The organism is Halocatena pleomorpha (assembly GCF_003862495.1).
GTDB lineage: Archaea > Halobacteriota > Halobacteria > Halobacteriales > Haloarculaceae > Halocatena > Halocatena pleomorpha.
Genome location: NZ_RRCH01000001.1, coordinates 31,151 through 52,597, shown reverse-complemented (window position 1 = coordinate 52,597; position 21,447 = coordinate 31,151). Strand labels below are relative to the sequence as shown.

At 53.8% G+C, this 21,447-nt stretch carries 17 protein-coding genes and 7 pseudogenes; 12 read left to right on the top strand and 12 right to left on the bottom strand.

Annotated elements, in window-relative coordinates; translation table 11 throughout:
• A pseudogene (locus tag EIK79_RS18350) lies at window positions 1-189 on the bottom strand (DUF4397 domain-containing protein); the annotation flags it as partial.
• Between the two features lie 162 nt (window positions 190-351).
• Between EIK79_RS18350 and EIK79_RS00265 the strand changes: the two are divergent.
• A pseudogene (locus EIK79_RS00265) lies at window positions 352-618 on the top strand (IS6 family transposase); the annotation flags it as partial.
• Between the two features lie 283 nt (window positions 619-901).
• Here the strand turns inward: EIK79_RS00265 and EIK79_RS00260 are convergent.
• The 4 genes from EIK79_RS00260 to EIK79_RS00245 all read right to left on the bottom strand — a co-directional run bounded on the left by EIK79_RS00260 (window position 902) and on the right by EIK79_RS00245 (window position 6,199).
• On the bottom strand, window positions 902-1,300 hold the full coding sequence (locus EIK79_RS00260) for a type II toxin-antitoxin system VapC family toxin (RefSeq protein ID WP_124953160.1): 399 nt from the start codon (window positions 1,298-1,300) through the stop codon (window positions 902-904).
• Window positions 1,297-1,572: an AbrB/MazE/SpoVT family DNA-binding domain-containing protein gene (locus EIK79_RS00255; protein WP_124953159.1), complete on the bottom strand. Its 276-nt coding sequence runs from the start codon at window positions 1,570-1,572 to the stop codon at window positions 1,297-1,299. Before EIK79_RS00255 ends, EIK79_RS00260 begins: the two co-directional genes overlap by 4 nt.
• A 1,199-nt stretch (window positions 1,573-2,771) precedes the next feature.
• Window positions 2,772-4,682, bottom strand: a complete 1,911-nt coding sequence (locus EIK79_RS00250) for a pre-peptidase C-terminal domain-containing protein (protein ID WP_124953158.1) — start codon at window positions 4,680-4,682, stop codon at window positions 2,772-2,774.
• An 887-nt stretch (window positions 4,683-5,569) separates the two neighbouring features.
• Window positions 5,570-6,199 (bottom strand): plastocyanin/azurin family copper-binding protein, encoded by a 630-nt coding sequence (locus EIK79_RS00245; RefSeq protein ID WP_124953157.1) that lies wholly within the window; start codon window positions 6,197-6,199, stop codon window positions 5,570-5,572.
• A 525-nt stretch (window positions 6,200-6,724) separates the two neighbouring features.
• On the opposite strand from EIK79_RS00245, the gene EIK79_RS00240 reads away from it, so the two are divergent.
• From EIK79_RS00240 to EIK79_RS18565, 3 genes are all read left to right on the top strand, one after another.
• Window positions 6,725-7,363 (top strand): histidine phosphatase family protein, encoded by a 639-nt coding sequence (locus EIK79_RS00240; protein WP_124953156.1) that lies wholly within the window; start codon window positions 6,725-6,727, stop codon window positions 7,361-7,363.
• A gap of 319 nt (window positions 7,364-7,682) precedes the next feature.
• A complete protein-coding gene (locus tag EIK79_RS18570; RefSeq protein WP_233737800.1) occupies window positions 7,683-7,820 on the top strand; it encodes a recombinase family protein in 138 nt (45 codons plus the stop codon).
• Window positions 7,796-8,062: a hypothetical protein gene (locus EIK79_RS18565; protein ID WP_233737798.1), complete on the top strand. Its 267-nt coding sequence runs from the start codon at window positions 7,796-7,798 to the stop codon at window positions 8,060-8,062. The genes EIK79_RS18570 and EIK79_RS18565 overlap by 25 nt, the downstream gene beginning before the upstream one ends.
• A 485-nt stretch (window positions 8,063-8,547) precedes the next feature.
• Here the strand turns inward: EIK79_RS18565 and EIK79_RS00230 are convergent, their stop codons facing one another.
• Window positions 8,548-9,177 carry a LysE family translocator gene (locus tag EIK79_RS00230; protein WP_124953155.1) on the bottom strand — a complete coding sequence of 210 codons (630 nt, stop codon included), beginning with the start codon at window positions 9,175-9,177 and terminating at the stop codon, window positions 8,548-8,550.
• 113 nt (window positions 9,178-9,290) lie between these two features.
• Here EIK79_RS00230 and EIK79_RS18560 point away from each other — a divergent pair.
• A pseudogene (locus EIK79_RS18560) lies at window positions 9,291-9,770 on the top strand (recombinase family protein); the annotation flags it as partial.
• A 642-nt stretch (window positions 9,771-10,412) separates the two neighbouring features.
• Here EIK79_RS18560 and EIK79_RS00220 read toward each other — a convergent pair.
• The 3 genes from EIK79_RS00220 to EIK79_RS00210 all read right to left on the bottom strand — a co-directional run bounded on the left by EIK79_RS00220 (window position 10,413) and on the right by EIK79_RS00210 (window position 11,460).
• Window positions 10,413-10,619, bottom strand: a complete 207-nt coding sequence (locus EIK79_RS00220; RefSeq protein WP_124953154.1) for a hypothetical protein — start codon at window positions 10,617-10,619, stop codon at window positions 10,413-10,415.
• A 194-nt stretch (window positions 10,620-10,813) separates the two neighbouring features.
• A complete protein-coding gene (locus EIK79_RS00215; RefSeq protein ID WP_124953153.1) occupies window positions 10,814-11,215 on the bottom strand; it encodes a PIN domain-containing protein in 402 nt (133 codons plus the stop codon).
• On the bottom strand, window positions 11,212-11,460 hold the full coding sequence (locus EIK79_RS00210; RefSeq protein WP_124953152.1) for an antitoxin VapB family protein: 249 nt from the start codon (window positions 11,458-11,460) through the stop codon (window positions 11,212-11,214). Before EIK79_RS00210 ends, EIK79_RS00215 begins: the two co-directional genes overlap by 4 nt.
• 187 nt (window positions 11,461-11,647) lie before the next feature.
• Between EIK79_RS00210 and EIK79_RS19135 the strand changes: the two are divergent.
• The 3 genes and pseudogenes from EIK79_RS19135 to EIK79_RS00200 form a co-directional block, all read left to right on the top strand.
• Window positions 11,648-11,749: pseudogene (locus tag EIK79_RS19135) on the top strand (IS6 family transposase); the annotation flags it as partial.
• Window positions 11,732-12,311, top strand: a pseudogene (locus EIK79_RS00205) (transposase); the annotation flags it as partial. The pseudogenes EIK79_RS19135 and EIK79_RS00205, both read left to right, overlap by 18 nt.
• Window positions 12,312-12,584: 273 nt before the next feature.
• Complete coding sequence (locus EIK79_RS00200; protein WP_185715451.1) at window positions 12,585-14,216, top strand: outer membrane protein assembly factor BamB family protein; 1,632 nt, start codon at window positions 12,585-12,587, stop codon at window positions 14,214-14,216.
• Window positions 14,217-15,000: 784 nt separating this feature from the next.
• Here EIK79_RS00200 and EIK79_RS00190 read toward each other — a convergent pair.
• Entirely contained in the window at window positions 15,001-15,615 is a 615-nt protein-coding gene (locus EIK79_RS00190; protein WP_124953150.1) for a hypothetical protein, read from the bottom strand.
• Window positions 15,616-16,019: 404 nt separating this feature from the next.
• Between EIK79_RS00190 and EIK79_RS00185 the strand changes: the two genes are divergently transcribed.
• Window positions 16,020-16,652: a class I SAM-dependent methyltransferase gene (locus EIK79_RS00185; RefSeq protein ID WP_124953149.1), complete on the top strand. Its 633-nt coding sequence runs from the start codon at window positions 16,020-16,022 to the stop codon at window positions 16,650-16,652.
• 738 nt (window positions 16,653-17,390) lie between these two features.
• On the opposite strand, the gene EIK79_RS00180 is transcribed toward EIK79_RS00185, so the two are convergent.
• Both EIK79_RS00180 and EIK79_RS00175 read right to left on the bottom strand, forming a co-directional pair.
• A complete protein-coding gene (locus tag EIK79_RS00180) occupies window positions 17,391-18,485 on the bottom strand; it encodes a hypothetical protein (protein WP_124953148.1) in 1,095 nt (364 codons plus the stop codon).
• An 80-nt stretch (window positions 18,486-18,565) separates the two neighbouring features.
• On the bottom strand, window positions 18,566-18,943 hold the full coding sequence (locus EIK79_RS00175) for a hypothetical protein (protein ID WP_124953147.1): 378 nt from the start codon (window positions 18,941-18,943) through the stop codon (window positions 18,566-18,568).
• Window positions 18,944-19,244: 301 nt separating this feature from the next.
• Between EIK79_RS00175 and EIK79_RS00170 the strand changes: the two are divergent.
• The 3 genes and pseudogenes from EIK79_RS00170 to EIK79_RS00160 all read left to right on the top strand — a co-directional run bounded on the left by EIK79_RS00170 (window position 19,245) and on the right by EIK79_RS00160 (window position 20,707).
• Window positions 19,245-19,741, top strand: a pseudogene (locus EIK79_RS00170) (hypothetical protein).
• Between the two features lie 12 nt (window positions 19,742-19,753).
• Window positions 19,754-20,064, top strand: a pseudogene (locus EIK79_RS18555) (DUF7568 family protein).
• A gap of 307 nt (window positions 20,065-20,371) precedes the next feature.
• Entirely contained in the window at window positions 20,372-20,707 is a 336-nt protein-coding gene (locus tag EIK79_RS00160) for a hypothetical protein (RefSeq protein ID WP_124953146.1), read from the top strand.
• Window positions 20,708-21,447: the final 740 nt, after the last annotated feature.

The window sequence follows — 21,447 nt, the reverse complement described above, 5'->3', positions numbered from 1 at the left end:
TTGGGTTGTTGATTCAGAAGTCGCCGTTTGGGTTGTTGATTCAGAAGTCGCCGTTTGGGTTGTTGATTCAGAAGTCGCCGTTTGGGTTGGGGTTTTGCCTTCGAATAGCCCATCGGTACACCCCGCAGTAGTGGTCGTCAGCAGGAGTCCGCCTACAGTGTGAAGCATCGATCGACGAGATACAGTCATGACTCACTCTCTCGATGATGGCTAACGATGTCAGATTCAGGAACAATACAATGATATCTCATTACGATGATGGTAATATTTCCACGCTAATATATATTGTCACTTGGTACTGTCTAGTTACGCCAGTTTGAGAAGCGAGCAGGTCGTGAGTTCTTGGTCAGAATGCTCGTAGCCCTGCTCAGCAAGTGCCTTGCAGTGGATTTAGAAGAAACTTGGGAGCGTGAGCAGCCGGCGACGTTGACGAGACGCTTCGCTGTCCGGCTCCACACGGCTGGTTGTTCGCTCAGAGTGACAACTTCGATTCTGACTGAATTCGGCGTTGAACGCTCTCACAGACCAGTCTGGAACCGAGTGCATCGGATTTCTGATAGCGTTCCGGACCCGCCGACGGCTTCGCCGTCGCGGGTCGCGGTCGACGAAACCGCTGTGTGAGGGGGGGTGAATCCCTGTTAAACACCAGTGGTCGGCTAGGTGGATTCATCGTATATAGCCCCCTGCGAAATCCACACCACTGATACAGGCTTCGAACCCAGTCATCCATGAGCAATCTATCTGCCTGACTTTAAGTTCACAAGTCAGCATGCCACTCTCTATGTTGTGTGTTTGCCCTGAACGTGGGAGCTGCAATCGTTCTCCGTGCGCTCTTCATCATCAATTTGAAAACGTTCTCCGTCACACCACGGATGATCTCGCTGAAATTCGTTACTGCCACCTATCGTTGTCCCTCTGTACTACTCTGCGGTTCCAGCGGGAGCCGATCTGGATCAACATCCTCATACGCTTTGTCGGACGAGCAAATCGATAGCCCACGCGTTTCGGCAGTGGCCGCATGGAAGGCATCGAACGGTGTCATCCCGTCCTCGAAATAGGTGACCGCCTTCAAGACGATTTGTTGCTCGTGCTCAGCACCGACAGGAACGAGATCGAGGAGGTTGGCAAACAGTCGGACGTAGTCGAACTGGTGGCGCTCAAGAACGATGAGCAACTCTAGGTACGAGATCAGCGACGTGACAATCTCTCGCCCGTCGAGGACTTCTTTGGCCCGTTCTTGGAGCCGGTCGTCATCCGTTGCGAGTGCAATAAGGAAGTCACTCTCGACGAACACCGTCATTCAGTAGTGGCCCCTGTGTCTCGCTTCGCCTGTTCGAGATCCTCTTCAGCCTCCTGTTTCGCCCGTTCGAGCGCTTCTTCCCGGAGTTCGGCTCTGGATGTCCCAGAGAGTGCGTCACCGAGTTCGTCGCGGACTGCTTGAAGTGGGTCCTCGTCAATTGGTATAAGTTCGAGTCGATCCTCGTATTCGACGACGTGGAACTTCTCGCCGTACTTCTGTCTCAAGTCTGCGGACAGGTAGAGTCGGCCATGTGAATCTGCTTCAACTGACATAGTTGGCTATTCGTATGGCACAAACAAAGATGTTTTCCCAAATACTACTTATCTGTCCCATAGAATAACGAGACAGACGGCCTGGCCTCGTCGTTCTCGATATCAAAGTTGGCGGTCAGCTACTGATTTCCGTGAAAGCGACTGAATCGAGACCAGAGATTTTGCGGGGTGTGTGCATATAGATCTGTTTCTGTACCTACTGGGCAAAAGTGCAGTTCTTCATAGAGAATCAGACGGCCAGCGAAGCAATCACTACCTACCACTGACGGAGTATTCGAACCGTCCATACTATTGGGAGAGCTCTGATTGTACTCGCAATTGCGTGAATGTAGAGTTACGTGCGACTCACCACGAACTACCGCTCTGAAACGCCCGATTTCGATATTCTCACAGCATCAATCGATCGGCTGATGGATCGATATTGGGTGATATCCATAAGAGAATCATGCAACATACGAACGGAATAGAATCAGGACGGAACCGACAACGGGTAGCTAAGTCTCAAAGGTACTAGATCCTTCCTTGTGAGGCATATCATCTGGCTCAAAGCTTATCAACACAGAACACGCACGGAACCTCGTCTATATCTTCACCTTATCGCCAGAACCACTTAAAGGAGCAGCGCACCCCTCGCTGCCCAGTCGAACATTCAGTGAGTGACGAGCAACGGTCCCGCGAATGGCCACGATCTCAAACGCCCCTCCGACCGTGCAGAAGGATTTCCTTTTACACATACCGTGCAAAAGGCCCATTCTTTATGTTCTGATGGATGATGTGCACTAGCATTGCTGAGGTGACTTTCTGAACGTGGAACGACGTCCCTCACGTTCCAGGCGAAGAGACAACCTAGCTCCGGGATGGAGTCTCTGTCTGTGTTTTCCCGTAATGGTATCCAAGCGCGAAGATGAGATGGGGGGACGAGTATAGCGAAAATAAAAGAGACAAACAGATCATAGATAATGATGATCTCTCTAAATGTTCCAAATTGTATAACCCATCATGGGAACTGTCCCGAATGCTTTACATCATTAACAAGTTCATCAATCCTCACCCAAATCCGGAGTATCAGGCGTTCGTTAAGGAGGTTCGCGAGTACGCTGACGCCGACCACGACCCCGGAAAGAATATATTTTCGGGCGATTGCGTCGCTGTAGGTTCTCACACGGCAAAAACGAAGGACGAATTCGTGGGTTACACTATCAACACGGCGGTGCGGAAACCTCTCTTTCCGAATCGTTCGATTCGGTGTCGACGCTGTCGGGCTGGCCGGCATCATCACTCTTCGTGACACTATCGCCATTCGATTGTGTCGAATCGTCTGGCGTGCTCTCCGGTGTCATCTGCTCATCGGTTGGAGTGTCCTCCGTTGGTGTCTGTGTGCCTTCGGTCTCCGTTTCCGTGTCCTTCGGTTGCGTATCGGTGTCTTCCGTTGGTGTTTCAGTCTCGTCGTCCGGCGTTTCTTCGGTGTCCGACTCTTCGCCGTTCCCAGCAACCGACACCGAGAGCGTGTAATCGACGGTCTCGAAGAACGAGTAAACCCCGTTCTCCACCGGATAGACGCGAACGTAGTAGGTACCGCTCTCGTTTATGGTGGCGTTGAATCCCTCAACCGTCCATTCGGACACGTCATATTCCCATTCGGATTCTGATTGCAGTGTGTCCGGGGTATCGGGCTCGAGGAGCTCCGTATGGATCCCGAATCCACCACGACGGTCGAGCGTCGCACGCACCCGATCGCCTTTGTCGAGGTCGATCTTGTAGGTGTCCGCATCCGAACCCGTCATGACTCCATCAACAGACCCATTGTCACCGATTGAGCTGGCCATCGATGGTTGTTCGTTCGGTTCGTGATCGTCGAGGGGGCGTGTTTGTACAGACAAATTGTACGCGGTCGAAGAGACTGGCCCGGCGCCACTCACCTTCACGTAGTACGTCCCGGATTGGATGGCGGTGTCTCCACCACCCGTCCCCGGACCCGTTGCGATACGGTCGGTATGATAGGCCGGATTCAGTGCATCGTTCGGATACGCACCGATCTCGTCGCCGTCCGGATTGTACAGGGAGAACACGAGGTCCTCCTCGTTCGCCGTTATCGCAGTCAGTTCCACACCGATCGACTGGCCGGCGGACGCATCGAACGCATACCAGTCTGCGTCGGTGCCGAAAATCGTCCCCGACGTGGTGGCGTTCGCATCCATCGTGGTTGCCTCGCTCCGACTGTCACCCACCTCGTCAGCAGGGATGTTCGATTCGTTCGAGCTGACCGACACCGACAACTCGTACGATGACGAACGCGTAAACCACTCTTTGCTGTTGTTTCCGGGATACACGCGGAGGTAGTGCGTTGCATTCTCCGATGCCATATAACTGAACGCGTCGTTCAGCGCCGGGCCTCCAGAGAGATCGTACTGTTCGTTGTACCCGTTGTGCATGTACTCCGAGGCCGATGGATCGACGAGCTGGATGTTGCCCAACGCGTCGGTTTCGGATTCGATCGACGCCTCGATCGTTTCGCCCTCGGTCAGGTCGATCGCGTACGTATCGACGTCCTGGCCGCTCATCGTTCCCGAGACGGTCGTGTTGCCGTCGATGGAGACAGCGGTCGGGGGCGTGTCTCCGGGTCGGTCAGCGTCCAGGGATTTCGTTTCCACCGCGAGCTCGTACTCGGTTGACGTGGTACCGTCGCTCACCCACGGCTCGATTTTCACGAAGTACGTCCCCGAGGCGGGCGCAATGTCACCGCCCCACGCTGTGGGTCCCCGGTCAACGTCGAGTTTCTGTGGATTGCCGGTCGATTCGCTGACCTCACCGAGCTCCGACCCGTCCGGCGCGTAGAACTCCATCCGGAGCTGGTCGTACTCCTCGGTCAGCGCGGTGAGCTCGACGAACAGTCGATCACCCTTCTCCGCATCGAACGAATACCAGTCGACATCTCCCGCAATGATAGCATCAGTCGCTGTACTTCCCGGCGTGAGCTTCGTAGCAGTAGGTTTATCGTCGCCTGCGTCGTCGCCATCGGTCGCTACCACCGACGGAGAGACACCGATAGCCACGGCTGAGACGAGAAGGACAGCAAGGACCGCAACAGTTGATAGTCGTTTTCGTTTCATAATTCTCGATGTGGCAGAACGGTCGCTAAATGCTGTGTATTATCGTCCTGTGACACATCGTCTAAAAATTGTTATTTTCCTGAATAAGTTTTGTGGCCGACACAGTGGTGGGTTTGAACAAAAGTGCCGGTAACGTTCACTATCAATCTAAATAGGTGAATTGATCGGTGGAGACGGTTCGTCACCTACGTGTCCCTCGAAGGAAGGATACCGTGGCTCAAGTGAGAGTTCTCGTGACGCCTATCTACCACTCGACCTCAAGAGTGAGATCCATCGGGGTTCCACTGCCGTAACGAAATACGTTATCTTGTCCTAACTTCGGAGTGCAAACGCAAATAGATCCTCAGCAACTTTTATTCCCTTAACCATCTCTGAAATAATTGTGCCCGGCTGTACGCTTCAGAAATATCGTTGGGATCCAAGCTGTCTGCTGTGGTACGAGTCAATCTGGGATGTGTTTGTGGAGAGTTGTCGCTCGGCATACCGCCTCATCCGACGAAGGACGGGCTGTTTAGCCAGACCGAGCCGGAGATGAATGGCAATCCAGTCAGCGAGTTCTCCAGCAGTGAGGACTGGCGGAGCGATTGTCAGCTCCCGTGAGACGGTCGCTTTCAGCAGGACACCAATAAAGTTCGACGGATGACCTTACGTTTCGAGTACGTTCACGGTGCCTTCCATCCTGTCGGAATGCAAGATGCACAGATACGGGTACGTCCCAGGTTCCTCGAACGTATGAACAAATGGCTTGTTGGGGAGGACATCACCCTTCCGTGCCGTATTCCAGTCCCGTACCGCAGCCTCCAACGAGTCGAATCCCCCACTGGCAAAATACTCACCATGTTCCGGAAATTTCCTCCTTGCGGCGGAGAATACCACGTCCTCGCTGTCTACGACGCCTTCCCAGTGACAGAGTGGGCAATTCCCGTTCCATTCACCCAGCCCACACTATCACCCGTGTGAATCGTCAGCGATTCTGGGTGGAAAGCCGTCGCACCCATCTGAATGACGTGGTCGGTATTGGGCTGGACCACCTCTCGGGACGACGGAATCTCGCCTGCTTCCGTCCGGACAACGATGGTTCCAGTCATCGTCCTCCCATTCTCGTGTGGGATGCAAAAATAATGATAGTGCCCTGAGACAGTGAATCTGTGTTCGAAGCGGTCGTCCCGTCGAAGTCTCCCGGTTTCGAGTTCCTCGACGCGACCGGCGAGGGGACTGTACTTCTTACGAGCGACAGGTTCGGAGTCGAACCCACCGCTCGCAAAGTAATCCGCCTCGTCGGGAATCCGTTCTTCATAGGCAGTGACAGTATGTACTATGTCTTCGACGTTCCACCACGTGACCGTTTCCCCACGGTCGATGACGAGCCGGTCTGGATCGAAGCTCTGGGACTGGATACTGACGCGGGGCTTTGGTGGCGGGTCGCGAACAAGCGATGTCGAGCATCCTGCGGTCCCGGTGAGTCCTGTCACCGCAGCAGTCAGTAGCAGCATCCGCCGCGTCCACCACCGTGTCATCGGGCATATTCGGGCTCACCAAGCAATAGTCGTTACGAAAAAGCCGAATATCTGCTCTGTTGAAGCAAGATGACGTCCTTCGACTTGGCGTGATCAAGTGTCTGTCTCTGATTGCCCAGAGTGATGTTTCGCCCCTGGAGGTAGCGCTCTCGAAGGCTTCAATGGTGTACGCATTGGTCCGTGTTCCGTTCCAACCCGTTGGTGGATGGATCGCGGATTTCACACCCCTCTCCTTGCCGTGTCATCGCTCGTTACCTTCTTTCTCGTTGGGTTGATTATCATCGATTTCTGGGAAGCTCCAGCCAGTGAGATAACCGAGACAACTACGTAGACTGCTGATTGACTGGACCTGAATTCAGGAAGGTGGATTTCTCATGCACGACAAATGCTGAAACCAATCTCGGCAGGCTAAATCTCTCAGAGGTCTGTGCATGACCAATCTACCTAGTCAAGTTCAGTCAGTTGGATTAGTACAGCTGAAACTAATAAGCAATCCTCTTGCCGTCGTTCCGCTTACGCTCACGGATGACAACTATCGTCGCAGTCCGTCACGGCGAAACAACATGGAATCGTAAAGAGCTGATGCAGGGTTGGGCACCCGCTCCACTCACCGAATTAGGGCGAGAACAAGCCAATCAAGTTGGGGATACACTAGCAGACGAATACGATGTCGATCGCATTCTGTCGTCGGACCTCTATCGGACAAAGGAGACGACAGAACTACTGCTTGAACACGTTGATGCACCAGTCACATTCGAGTCCGCGTGGCGTGGACACGATATCGGGATGTATCAGGGTCTCCCCGCCGACGAGATGTTCGAGCGGTTCCCGGAGTACGGACTCGAAATCGGTCCGGAAGCAGCATACGAACAGCCAGAGAGCGGCGAAAGTCTCGTCGAAGTTCGCGATCGCGTCGTTGAGCGATGGAAAGACCTACTGGGCGAGTGTGATCCGGACGAAACCATTCTCATCGTCGCCCACGGCGGCCCTATCCGTTTGATTCTCGGGCACGTCAAAGAACTCGACATTGCAGAGGCAATCATGGAGCAATCACAGGCAAACTCCTCAATCAACGAATTCCATTACGATCTTGAGACGGATGAGACGGAGGTCATCCGCGAGAACGATACTGAAGCTCTTGATCATCCACCGATTATTGACTAAGGGTTGGACCATCAGGTGAGAACGGCACCCCCGTGCTCTATGGTTATCGTGGCGCACCGCTAGTGGTATCTCAGAAGTCCCTTTTCTGAGCCAGATCTACTCGGCTGTGTAGTACTCGTGGTTCTCCCCCTGTCAGTAGGGAGATGTCTGCTGACAGCCTGTCAGCAACTACCGTTCTTTATATGGCTGGCACCCGGTCAGTAAGTCGTACTCAGATGGCTCGTTATGCGACCTATATTCGCGCCTCAACCGACTCCCAAGAGACTACCCACAACGCAGCGCGATCGATAGCTGGCTCGATGACCACGATGTTGACCAGGTGGACGTCGATCACTACGCCGACCTCAGTCACTCCGGCTCTGATCCTGGTCGTGTACAATTCCGTGAGCTGATCGACGTGATCGAGACCGGCCAGTACGAGTACGTCGTGGTGTGGGAGATCTCACGGCTGGCGTGACTCGGGAGTATTTGCCAGCGCTTTTCGGGACGTGCGAAGATGCTGGGACGATCGTCGCGATTACCGATGGTTGGGTCGAGGAGGTTCGACCAGACGGAACCAGGAAGTTGATTGCTGACATTTCCGTAGCGGTTGCGGAGGAAGAACGACGGCGGCTCATCAAGCGGTTGAGGCTGGCGCGGCGCGAGCTCAGGATCAGGGCAAGTGGCTTAGTGCTGTCCGCTGGGCTTCGAGCGGGATGACGATGGATTCCTTCAGGTGCTACTCGATCCTGATCGGGACGAGGGCGAGGTGGGCTATCTCGATGTACGCCGAGCGATCGAGCGCTGAGAATAAAGTACCGGAGTCTGTGTAGTCAGCAAACAACTGAACTCACCTTCGTGGACCTTTATAAAGTCTGTGTACAGGGGGGGAGTCCACGAAGACAGGACGGATGCTTACTGAATGAGAAACGTTTATAGGCTCTATCGACACATATCTGTCCCCTGAAACCTACCACGATATTGAAACGAGGAGCTCCCAGAACAGAAGTCAGCTAGGTAGATTTCTAATGCACAAGCAATCCCGTAATCCATCTCGATAGTCAACGTTTCGAAGATGACTGTGTACGACGAATCGACGCAGCCGACTTCAGTCAATAGGCGCTTCTCGCGCTGTGTACATCTGTCGAATCGGACACTATGCTGTTGAGTATCGGTAACGAACGCTATTTTCTCAGAGAATGCCATTACGTAGGACGGCGTTCAAGCGCAAGTTTCACCCCGAATCCGACGAGAACGCTTCCGCTTACCGCACGCAGGACGGTTTTCACGAGTTCTTTCTCCGTTATCACTCGTCTCGCGCTCGCTGAGAAGATCGCCAGTAATGCTTGATACACGAATCCAAGCCCGGCGAACAGGATACCCAGCGTGAAAATCTGAACGGGAGCATTAGCTTCCGTCTGAATGAACTGCGGGAGAAACGCAAGGAAAAACAGAGCTACCTTTGGATTCAGTACGTTGATCAGCAGCGCGCTCCGGTATGACTGGGTGGGCGTGTAGCTGTCCGTCTCTGGCGAGATCTCGAATTCTTCAGAACTCCTCAGTGTTTGGACACCAGTGTAAACGAGGTAGGCAGCCCCGGCGAATTTGACGACTGTGAAGGCGAGTGCTGACTGTTGCAGAAGTGCTGAAAGACCAACAACCGCAGCGGTTGTATGGACAATACTTCCGCTCGAAGAACCCAGTGCAGCCATCACACCAGCAGTGCGTCCATCGCTGATACTCCGAGTCAGCGTGTAAATGCTGTCTGGACCCGGTGAGATAATGAGCATGACTGCGGCCGGAATGAATGCAATCAGAACGCTCAGATCAAACATACGTCGAGATCGAAACTAGTTCACTTATCATCTTCGGTTTGCGTAGTGAATCCAAAGACAGTCATTCTCACCAGCCTGGCAATCGTTCTCGGCGTGGCCCTCTGCCTCCATCTCGGGCGTTCGCCGCCCCCACTGGCTTCATCGAGGATCTGTGCAAGAGAACCATTGACATCGACCTTGCAAACCAGCCGGTTGGGACAGTTGGTAAAGACGATTGGATGGCTGAGATGATGATGAACATGATGATGGTGTTTGGCGTATGATAATTCGCTCGCGCGTGCGGGGGGAATCGACGCTGCTATCGCTGATGGGAAGCGTGTTGGGCGACCGCCCTTCGCTATACGGTAGAAGACGGGTTCCTCCAGCAGCTTCCTGCCAAGTACGTTCGCGCCTAGACCTTCATCCACAAAGTACGCAAGGGCCGCGAGAAACATGCAACCGCCGCGTTCTTCGAGATTTCCAAGGCTGCAGTCCAGAGCATCCTCACACGAGCTGAGGCGAACTATGACGTCCCGTTCGACAACAACCAGTGGCGATTCGAACGGGCGACGGTCACAGCTGGTGAGAAGACACTTACACCGCTTGCAGACCGGATCACCGAGTCGATCACACTGATCAGCAGCTACTCGCTGGAATATTCGGCTCAGTATCTGAGATCGACTAGCATACCGAGAGAAGCCGTCTCGTGGCACGAATGTACAAATTCCATCTCAACCTGCGTGAGCAAAAGCCGTTTACAGAAACCCGCTCTCCGAAGTAAGGGCGTTGACTCTGAGTGAGTACGAAAAAGACAGCACAGCTGTGATGAGAGTGAAGAATGGACCGGGTGTGACCGAGACGAAGTGATACAATGGCTGAAGACTTACCGTGCGGATCACGGTCTAGCTGTCATCGGTAATTGTCCCGAGAAAGCGCCAGTGAACGGTTTCATCGCCAGTTGGGTGTGGTTCATACTCGATGCGGTAGAGCATCTTCCGTGTGTCACCGTCATCTTGGCGTTCTTTTACTTTAGTGAGAAAATGCTTTGGTGACGATTCCACAATCTCGTACTATAGAACGCTCTCACGACTCGATTCGTTGCGAGCTTTCATTTCAACGTCTGATATCGCTTCGAGTCCTTGCTTCCACTGGTAGTAGAGCGATCGCATCGTCCGGTTGGAGTCACGCGTCATAAGGACGGTTTACATCATCCCGTTCTGACGGCGTTTCCTGTACTGGGTCGAACACGAGCCGCTCTAATCGAGATCTCCGCTCTGGGGCTCCGATCGTCGTGACGTCGTGGTTTTGGCCGCCTGAACGATGCCGTCTCTAATGTTCGACCCCTCCCTGATTACCGCTTCAGCCGCCACGTCCGGCCCAAGGACATGTTCAGCGAATTGCAACACGTCTTCGGCATCAGCTCTTTCCTGTGCTGACGCGTCAGGGGGGACGACGTGTAGCACGGTGACGGAGCATCGACAGCGAGGAGCATCGAGTTGATTGTTGCCGCGTCCGAGTCGGCGAGCGGAGCGACCGTATGGTTGGTAATGTCAGAACTCAATATCGACGTACAGCTCAGAGATGCTTATATGCCTGGTCAGGATGATTGGATGATTGAGATAGAGACAGAACGCTCTGCGTATCAAACTACCAATCCTCAATCGCGGTACTCCTCAACGTCGATGATCTGTTTCGTTTCCTCATGCGTGAGATCGCTGTCTGCGGAGACGACTGGAGCGCCCAGTTTGTGACCGACTGCAGCCACAAGCGAGTCGACGCCGTCAAGGTATGGCCCCTGCGGCCCGATATCGTCCGCGATCCGTGCTGCCGAGATCGACAGTTCGTCGTCGATCGTGTAGATCTCACCCCACGATAACGCCTCAATCGCCTGATCAACATCACCCGCTGGATGGTTTCCAACGCCCACTAATGCCTCGGTGTATGCTGGTGACGGTAGTGTCCAAACTTCGTCATCGGCCCCGTTTGCCTCGTAGAAGGTTTGTGTCGCTGGCACACCGTCGAGATAGTCGATGAGAAAGTTCGCGTCAACAACCTTCATGTATCTTCGTTCGTCACCTGTCCCATCCGCTGCTTCCGCTTGGTCTTTGCCTCTTCGCGATTCTCGCGGATCCAGTCGGCTGTCTCGTCTGAGAGGATTCCGAACCCGTCGTAGAAGTTGCCCTCAGTGCGCTCCTCGAGGACACGCTCAAGGACGTCATTATAACTCTCTCCCTCACGCCTCCGCCGGTCGAGTGCTCGCTTGACTCGGTCACTGACTCGGATTTGCTCGTTAGCGGTCGCCATCTCTATGTCAACGTAGGCGTTGACAGGCCTTAGTCGTTGGGTTTAAAAGCGGCTACCAGTGCTACCGTGTAACCAAAAACACGAAATTTAAATAATCTATTCAAAAAGTACTGCTAAATTATAGCAATAGGCACTGTCCAGTTGAGCCAGTTTAAGAAACGAGCAGGTTTTGAGTAAGTTGGTTCAAATGCTCGCAGACCTGCTCAGTGAGAGCTATGACGCGGATCGAGAAGATTCTTGGGAGAATGGGCGGACGGCGAACGCCCTGACAGGCGTCGCCATTCCCCTGGAAGATGAACAGATCTAGGACGTTGTGTCCGATCTCTACCGACAGTACAGTGACGCAGAGGTGGAAACACGGTTTCAGCGTCGTACGTACGCAGGCACGCAGACATGGGACACGAAGACGTTCCGCGTCGTCGGCGTCCGCAACGAGGACGACGACTACCATCTGTACATCACGAATCTGTCCAGAGAGGAGTTTCTGCCGACCGATCTAGCGACGATCTACCGGTGTCGGTAGGTGATAGAACTGCTGCTTCGTGAGCTGAAGACGCAGTACGAACTGGATGAGTTACCACGAGTAAGAAGCATATCGTTGAAATTCTGCTGTACGCGGCGTTGCTGTCGCTGTTAGTGAGCCGGGATCTGCTGTCCCTTGTGAACGAGTATGCTGCTGATGAGATTGTCTTTCGGCCCAGCTCATCCTCCACGAACTCAGTGAGTACCTTGGCTACTCCCCTCCTTCATTGTTGGAACGACTGACCGAAGATGCACAGAAGATCCACAAGCATCGACTGATTCTGCAAGAGACACTCGCTACCACTATACAACCGAGGGATGAGTGTTAGCTAAAGCCCAGTGCGGGTACAACTTCTCCAATGAAGCGGGAGACCTGCGCCATGGATCCTCGCAGTCACCCGCTTCAGTTCCTTTGATGTAGCGACCTATCCCGCTGCTGTCTAGTGAGTCAACAGAGCCGCTCATGCACGCAACCTGTCGTTCCCAACTTCTGACAATGTGCTCCTCTAGAGGTAACCCCCGCCAAAACGGAGCATCGGGGATAAGAGGCCAGAAGACCTATTCCGATTACCACTAACCAATTCGTATCAATGGAGATTCAAATGGGGCAAATCAGTCGACGATCGTTTCTCTCCGGAACAGTTGGCGCAGTGACTGCCGCTAGTGTCCTCTACAGTAAGAGCACACCCATACAGGCGACATCGGACGCGATTGGCGAAGAGCAGTGGACACACCCGAAGGGGAACACAGCCTACAACGCACATTTCGCAGACGGCGTCGGTCCGACGGGAGAGATCACGAACGCCTGGATAGGTCACTTCGCCGGGTTTCACGAGCGTGATTCAGTTTGCGTCGTTGACGGAACTGTGTACGGCGCTGGCGACAAACTGGCCGCATTCGATGCAGCCGACGGCACCACACAGTGGGAATTCGTAGCTGATGTTCCAGATGGCCTTCATGGAGGTGCGGTCTCTGATGTGAAGAGCCCAACGGTGATGAATGGGGTTGTGTTTGCCCCGGTTCGGATGAGCATTTTCGACGATGACGATCCCCGGCACGCAGCCATGGTCGCTGTGGACGCAGACAGTGGCGAAAAAGTGTGGCGGATCGACGCACCAGTAGGAGCCGGATTCTCCGACGTGACAGCGGTTGACGGAACCATCTATACGACTGGTCCAGATCTCGACGGTAGCTGGGATCGATTCGTGTACGCACTCAACCCCTCTGATGGATCAGTGCGCTGGCGACAACAGAGTACAGTTCCACACAACAGTGATGGACGGCCGGGGCACACACCGGTCGTCGCCGACGGTATCGTAGTTGTCAAAGAGCAAACCGGTGTCAGAGCGCTCGACGCGACGAGTGGCGACGTCGTCTGGGAGGCACTCCCCGACGTGGAAGATCCATCGGTCGCCATGGTGTCCGACGGAACGCTATTTCTGAATAACACAGCCGGACCGTCCATCATCGCGCTTGATGCGGCGACAGGAGAACAGCAGTGGAAACAATCGTATAAATATTCTCGCCTGAGCATCGGAACAACCGACGCAAAGCGGCTGTACATCCAGATCGATTCTGATACGGACGATATCATTGCGCTCGATCGGACAAATGGCAACAAGCGGTGGCGAACATCCCTTCCGCAACCCTCGAAAGACAATACGTCCGGAAAGTACGTTCTGAGAAGGGGCATGGCCCGGGTCGGAGAGCTGTTATACGTCGGCAGTGTTGGACTCAACCCAACCGATGGGTCGATCGTGTGGACACAGAAAATCAAACCGGGGGCGGCCGCTGGAACTGTGTTACGGGCCGTCGCCGGCGGCCAGATGTACTTTAGAGACGTTGGCATGGACAGTCGCCTAATTGTGATGAAAGGCTCTCAAACACAGAAGGGGGCGACGCCGACTCCCAAACCAGACGACACTGATCAACAAAAGGATAATACAGCGGAACCGTCCCAGCCCGACGATACAGACAAACTAACCGTTGAAACCGACAGCCCAACTGAGGAAACTCTCACCGAGCCATCAACAACCAAGGATTCTCCCAGTACGGCCTCCTCAACAGCGACTACCGACAGCCCAACTGAGGAAGCTCCCACCGAGCCATCAATAACCAAGGATTCTCCCAGCACGGACCCCTCGACAACGACTACCGACGGCCCGGGGTTCGGTATTCTGATGACCCTCACTGGCGTCGGCGTAGTGGCGTGGCGTTATCTCGGCAGTTCGTGACATAATCGAAGTTCCTATACTCGCTAGCAGGCCGTTCGGTTATTCGCACCCACTTTTTCAACGCGCTACTCTGTGGGAGTTACTTGACCGTGTATCGGTCTCGGTTTTCCGCGATGTTGCTGCCCATTGATCAAGCGATCCCGACAGAACGGGCCAACTCGCGCTTGCTCGCGCCCTTGTTGGGGTTCATCAAGCACTACAACGGCTTTCTCGAAGTCGTCGTTCGGTGTGAGATACCCTTGGGACCTAATATCGAAGCCGAACGATGGCCGACCATGCCATTTGCCCTATTATACTTTATATTAAAATATATCTATTATTAATATAAATTGGATCGGTCGTATGCATCCAGACACTCTTGGGAAGTCTTATCTTGGTATCGTGGAACAGTAGCATACCGATAGAAGCCATCTCGTGGCATGATAGTACAAATTCCGTCCCGATTAACATGGGACAAAGACGTTTACAGAAATCCATTCTTTGAAGTTGGGGTTGTCTCTTTATCCCATTTAGTATAGCCACATACGGTTTATTCCTTATATGCATAATTGATGGTGTTTAACCGTTGGGTATTCAGACTGCAACCGTCTGGAAACACACAATACATGTATGCAAGGTGTCTGTATCCCGCTCCCAACCGAATATGACCGACTCAGATTACCCCCAACCACAGCACACCGGCTTCTTCTGAGAGAAACCTGAGGTAGGATCGTGAGCAACTCGCGCAAGCCTATTGGGGAGACACCACCATGAAAATCGATGTCGGAACAGCGATTGAAGACGCTCAATAGAGCTGTGTCAGTTCTGATTCGGGGGAATCGATATGGTACAGCGCCGTCTCCCCTTCGGGACATTGTTGGCGGAAATCGTCCGCCGAATCAAACGCCCTCCCGGGGGCTGTTTTCATGGCTAGCCGTATCACTTCTTCATCAGCTTCGATGAGACTCAAATAGTAGCTGTCTGGCGGTTGTTTGCCGTGTACTTTTGCGTACGCCTCCCGAGCTCGCTTGGCATCGGCAGCATCCGTGATACTACCAGAAATCCATGTGTCACCAACGGGAGAATAGTTATTGAAATCTACCGTGAGCCACGTCCGCAGCAATCGCTCCGCAACTCGTTTGGCGTATGGGGTGAGCTCCGTCATAGAGTGATTCGCCTCCGGTGGAAACGCATCGCGGAGTTCACAGGTTAATCTGAAGCCCCAGTCCATGAACTCTCCCTGTACCGACGAATAGAAGATCGAGTCACTACAATCTCCGTCTACATCCGAACTGAGGGCATCAGCTGGATCCACAGTGATCCTGCTGTTCGGTCCCTCCGCATGGAAGTCGCCCATCGATTCGAACTCGTGTCGTACTAACTCAACGACGGCAGCGTCTTCGTCCGACAGATCAGCCATGATGCGTTCATCTTCGCTTGACACTATAAGGATTCCGTCGCCTATAGCAGATACCATCAGCGACAAATGGGACCAGAGATTGCGTCGATCACCGGAGCGATCGCTTCAGAAGAACTGTTCGAGATTCGTGAGATCGTTCACCGTCCACTGGGACGTGGTGGAGACAGGACTCACTGGAAACAGTGGTGGTGGCTCGTCGCGCCTTGGTCGAATTTTCACTGGAAATTCGGTGTGTCTACCAGCGAAATCATATCGAAGGTGAACCCTTGTAAACGATGTTGTCTCCCTGGCTTCAGTCGTTGTGGTCGAGCCGTCGACCACATCCAGCATGGCAGACAGCCGAATTATAAGAGAATAAAGATAGCTCTTTATGAGTGAGAGGGATATATTAATCCTGATTAACTGTGACAGACGCACGTGAGAGCTGGGGCGACTGGTACGAGAAGGTAGAGGGCGATATCGATCCGGACGTCGTGGAGCTACGAGAACAACTTGAAGAAGAGGACAAGGACAGTGTCCTGGATGTCGGCTGTGGCGCAGGGCGTCACTTGCTATACCTGACACAGAACGAGCTCGACGCACATGGGTTCGACTTCTCTGAGTCGGCGGTCGCCAAACTGAGAGGGGAACTGGACGAACTCGGCGCTGAGGCGGACGTGCAAGTGGCGGACATGGCCGAGAAGTTCCCCTACGACGGGGAGCAGTTCGACACCGTGCTGGCGATCAGATCCATCCACCACGCGGACCTGAGCACGATTAACCACTCCGTAGACGAGATATTCAGGGTCCTGCGACCGTCGGGCCTGATCTACGTCCAAGTTCCGACGTACGAGAAACTAGAGAAACTGCGGGGAGGCGGCGAGGAGTTCGAGGAGGTCGAGCCTGGGACGAACATCCCGCTCAAGGGTCCCGAGGAGGGGGTCCCCCACCATAACTTCAAGAGAGAGGAGGTACACGAAATCTTCTCCGACTTCGAGATCGAGGCCCTTGACAAGAGAGACGATCACTATAACCTGCTAGCGCGCAAGGCCCCATGATCTCGTCTCATGCATACTTCAAGGTGGAGCCTCCGACCTCACGGAGTGGTTTGAAAGATCTGGGATCGTTCGTGATCTCACAAGAGCTGCGCTCTTGCGGATCTCTCGGAGGTCCTCTCCGCTTAGTGACGAGAAAGCAAAGCTCTCTCGAGCCACGACCTTTCTGCTTCCATCGAAGACGATACCCAGCTGTGCCGATTCGGTCAGCCACTCCCGTCTCCTCACGTTTGGCTTCCTCGCCGAGCGTCTTTCGTGTATTTCTGGATGGAACGATATTGAGATCGAGCTAGGTGGCCATCAGCTTGCTTGATAGAATCTAGCGATAGAGTCGATATGGCAATACCAGCAAGCTATGATTCTATCTTCTTTCAAGGGGAGAATCCCGCCGTTTACGGCGGGGAGGATGTCACGAGACAGTTGTGCATACATTTAATACAACGGGAAAATAGCCAATAGTATGTCTACTCCGTCACGCCCACAGCACACGAGCAAGCCGCCAGATCAGCCGACCACCTTCCCGCTTGAGACGCTGACGGATAATCAACAACGAATCCTAACTCACTATCTCGACGCCAAATATCGAAGCGTGAATGCAGTGGAATCGATCTCGTTTGTTCGAACTCCCGGATCTAGAATATAGGAATGCTACTCGGTGGAATTGGGGGTCAGATATTCGTACTGGGAATGTTCTGTTACCCCTCTGACGAAGGTGGATATCGCGATTCTATTGAATGCCCCTTAGGATAGATTCTCGATTTTGTCCTTGTCGGCATCGGTGAGCAACTGAGCGTCGTATTCCTCCTCAAGCTCGGCGATATTCTGTAATAGCTGGAGCGCTGTCTCTTCATCTCCGTCTTTCAGATGGTACTTCGCCTGTTTGCGCTCCACTTTGGCGACTCCTTTCCTGCCGTCGTACCAGGACACGATTTCATAGTAGTACTGTTTCGCCTGGCTGAGGTGCGACCACCATGCGTCGGTGTCTCCCTCCTCTTTGTGGATCTCCTTCGATAGCTTCCAGTGAGCGTCTGCTAATTTATTTGCGATCGATTTCTTTCTATTCTCGTCGTCGGTGAGTTCGTACGCCTCCGCTAAGAGCTCGATAGACTCCTCCAGATCAGCCCGCTCGCTGCTGGCCAGAAGTCCGTCGATACGATCTTGATTCTCGAGTTTCTGGCTCTTCCAGACTGTATTACCGTTGAGGTCGATAGCCCGATACCGCTCGTCACCGTCGAAGAGGTACAGAACGAGTTCGCCATCAATTTCTCCGAATTCTTGTGGTGGGCCATTGAGATTCGGCGTCTCGAACTCCGTGATGAGTTCCTCAGACGCGATATCGAAGATATACACCGAGCGGTCGGGATTGTGGGTTGCTGTGGAAGCGTACCGACCGTCCTCAGTGATCGAACACTCCCAAATGTTCGCATCGAACTCGTGCTCGATGCTTGGCTGGCCGTCAGGAGCCACAACATGAAGTGTCCCAGCGAGATCTTGATTATCAGCTTCGCCGATGTCGGTAACGGCGATGTGCCCGGTGTTTGCGACAGCAACGTTTTCTGCACGAGTTACAGCGAAGGCGTGTTGAAGCTTCCCGTCCCCTTTGACTAAGACGATCGGAGCGCCACCGTTCATTCCAGTTCGTCCGTACAAGCAACTCCACTCACCATTTGGCGATGGGACTGATGAGAAGGTGACCCGCTCGCCACGAAATTCCCCATGGATGAACTCCTTGTCTAATGGGCTATCAATCACGATATCTAGTTCCGGTTCGGAGGTGTCCTTCGACCCCGAATCGGTGTTGCCGCCCGAACCGAATAACCGACTAAACAATCCCATAACGCTAGCCACTGACGAGTATGTGATAAAGCCTCTCAATGGATTTCAGCTTTGGAACCCCTGAGTCACAATAGACAGAATCACGCTGGTTTCACACGCATAAATCGCATCCAGAACAGCGTGGGGATTCCGAGCACGAGCCATTCGGTGAAGAGGACCGTATTCGAGATTGCGGCGTTGAGATAGCCGAAGAGGTCGGTAGCCCCTGCGAGGAATGAGGTGGGCGAGAAGCCACTGGAGTGGGTATTCAGGTAGTACTGGGACCGCGACTCGCGCTGGATATCGCCGGCGGAGTGGGCACGGACGAACGTTCCTAAGAGAGGGATTGTCGCTCGTCCGGTCGCATCCATCGTCACGTTTTGTGCGCTGGCTCCATCGAGACTGACTAATCGGTTTGGAACTAGGTTCCCAGCAGCATCGGAGAGGAAGATTTCTGCCGTCCCAGCACTGTAATTCATCGTCACTGTGAGTCACGAGTGCTGATAGCGGACGACGCTCACAGAGGTATCCACAGGAAGCCCCTAAACATCGTGCGTACCACGCCGCCTACAACTCGGATATATTCTCAGTTGTGTTCGAGGCCGATTACGAGAGAGGGGACTGACGATTAGCGTCGAGGAGGAGGACTGCCAGTCGAAAATCGAGAACGTCTAGCCAGCGTCGTCAGTACTTTTTTTGAGCGCCGGCGATGGGTGCCGGCGCATCATATAGTGACACAGTGTGCAGTCGCGTGCGTTGGCAGACGACGGTGAAAAACCGATGCATATGGTCATTTACACCCTGGTAGAGGCATCGACGCGAGACGACGCAGTGGCCACCGCCAAAGCAGTGTTCGATCGGCTGGTTGGAGCCGACCCGCACAGTGGCGCCGTATTCGACTACTTCGTCACGTTCGATCAAGAAGGCACGACGGTGGCAGGCAAGGCTCGTTGGGGCGACTTCCCAGTTGCAGCGCACGTAGACTCTGACGAAGGCCAGAAAATCCTGAGGCGCGGTTGGGAGGCGACGAAGAGCGAGTTCCAGCGTAATCTCAATCGAGTACAGGAGGCGCTCAACGAGCTGAGCTTAGCGATGATGAGATAATGCGTGATGAGAACCTCGCTCGGCATGCCTTCCATCAAGTCGCTGCCTACGACGGTCCCTCGATTTTCCTATACGACGAACACGGTTGTGGGATTCGCCACCGAGACCAACTGGATCGCATCGTCGACGAGAGTGACGACCTCTGGATCGTTCCGGCGGACGTCCACTTCTAAGGAGCCCTAGATATGCCTCGAATCCCAAACTGGGCCCGAGAAAGTCGAGTCCCGAGCCTCAAGTACCGGAATACCGAAACCGACGCCCGTGCAGTCCCCCATCGAGCACCCGACACGTACGTTTACAAGTGGCATGCGACGATCCTTGTCCACGGCTACCCAGTGTAGTCGCGGGGCGTTGCGATAAAGGAGGCCGATGCTCTTCGTGATGAACTCCGAAAACGCCCAAACCCCGCCTCATATGTCCTGAATGCCTGAATGACAACGTCGTCGTCCAGATGAGTACTGACGGCGCCAAGATAAAACGGTGGTTCAAGTACTGAGACTGCGGCTGCGAAAGCCACTCGGCAATCGTCTACGGCGCCGAGCGCTGAGATCATTCCCCGAGCACAGCGTCCACCAAGCACGGATTAACTAACGTCTAATCGGTCTTGGTCGGTGATGTTGGTTAACTCGTTCAAGGGCCACTGCAACTCAGGGACTGCAGCAAGTTTTTCACCCCCTGAGGGGTGCGGGGGTGCTCGAACGAGCACCTTCGAACAGACCTATAAAGTCGATGTCGATTGGCGATCAACCGCGGCCACAGCGGTCTGGCGAGCTGTCACGAAGACAGGACCGTTCTACGTCAGCATGGTCACGATAGTCTGGCTCGTTTGGCTCGCCTTACTCGCCGGAAACGACCCAACCGACTCGGTTCTCCTCGAAAGCGTCCTGGTTGCGATGGTGCTGTTCGGAATACTGTTTAGCGGTGACGTCATTGAATCCATCCTTGCAACCGGGTGGATGACCTATCGCCGCATCGACGACCAGTTCGTCGCCGTCGATCGACTGACGGACGAACCACAGTGGAGTGCGCCCGTCGAAACCCTCCGTAACGTCGCAGTCGTAGACACCGTATTTCCGGATCGGTGGTTCGGAACACGAACGTTCACCGTGACCGTTGGCCGGGACGACGATGAGGAATGAACGCTGGGGCCAGTTGACGACCCCGACCGACTTGTTGAGGCGTTTGATCTCCGTCTCCGCTCGGTTGATCTCCCACCGCTCAATCGTTGGTTCGCCGGAAGTGCGGTCGTTTCAGCCGTCCTGATCCTGGTCAGCATCTTCGGACTGCTGTTCGGGCCATCAGATTCCACAAGGGACGGCGTGTTCCTACTGTTCGGATTCCCGCTTCTCGTGCTTGTTCCGAAGGCATTCTGGTATCTTGCTCGCCATAAGCAGAGCGTTCTCGTGAATACTTCATTGACGAAGATCCGCGACTTCCTTCAGGGACTCCGACGCAGATGAAAGTAGCACGTCTCCCGATCGCAGCTAAGTCACTCTACTCACGTGATAATTGCATCATCACAGGCGAACTGTGACTGATTCTGCAGCCGTCTGGTGATTCAACAGGGCCGCAACAAACCAACACGATGTATGTCGGATAGCATCAATCCCCCTTCTAGTCTAACAAGGAATAGTTTGCATTCTTGACTCGCTAGAAGTCATCATCGGAGCCACCCTCATTAATCTCACTTAAAATATAGAAAATTATATTGCTTTTCTTGATAATTAAATAACGTAGTCAGTCAATGAATGTGTCGGTGCTCCGACTCACCGAGATTGGCTGGCTACACTCATTACGGTGAAATCATGGCCGAACGTAACTATTGCCCGGAATGTGAAATGAAGACGAAGAATAAGATAACGGATCCCCACAGAAACGG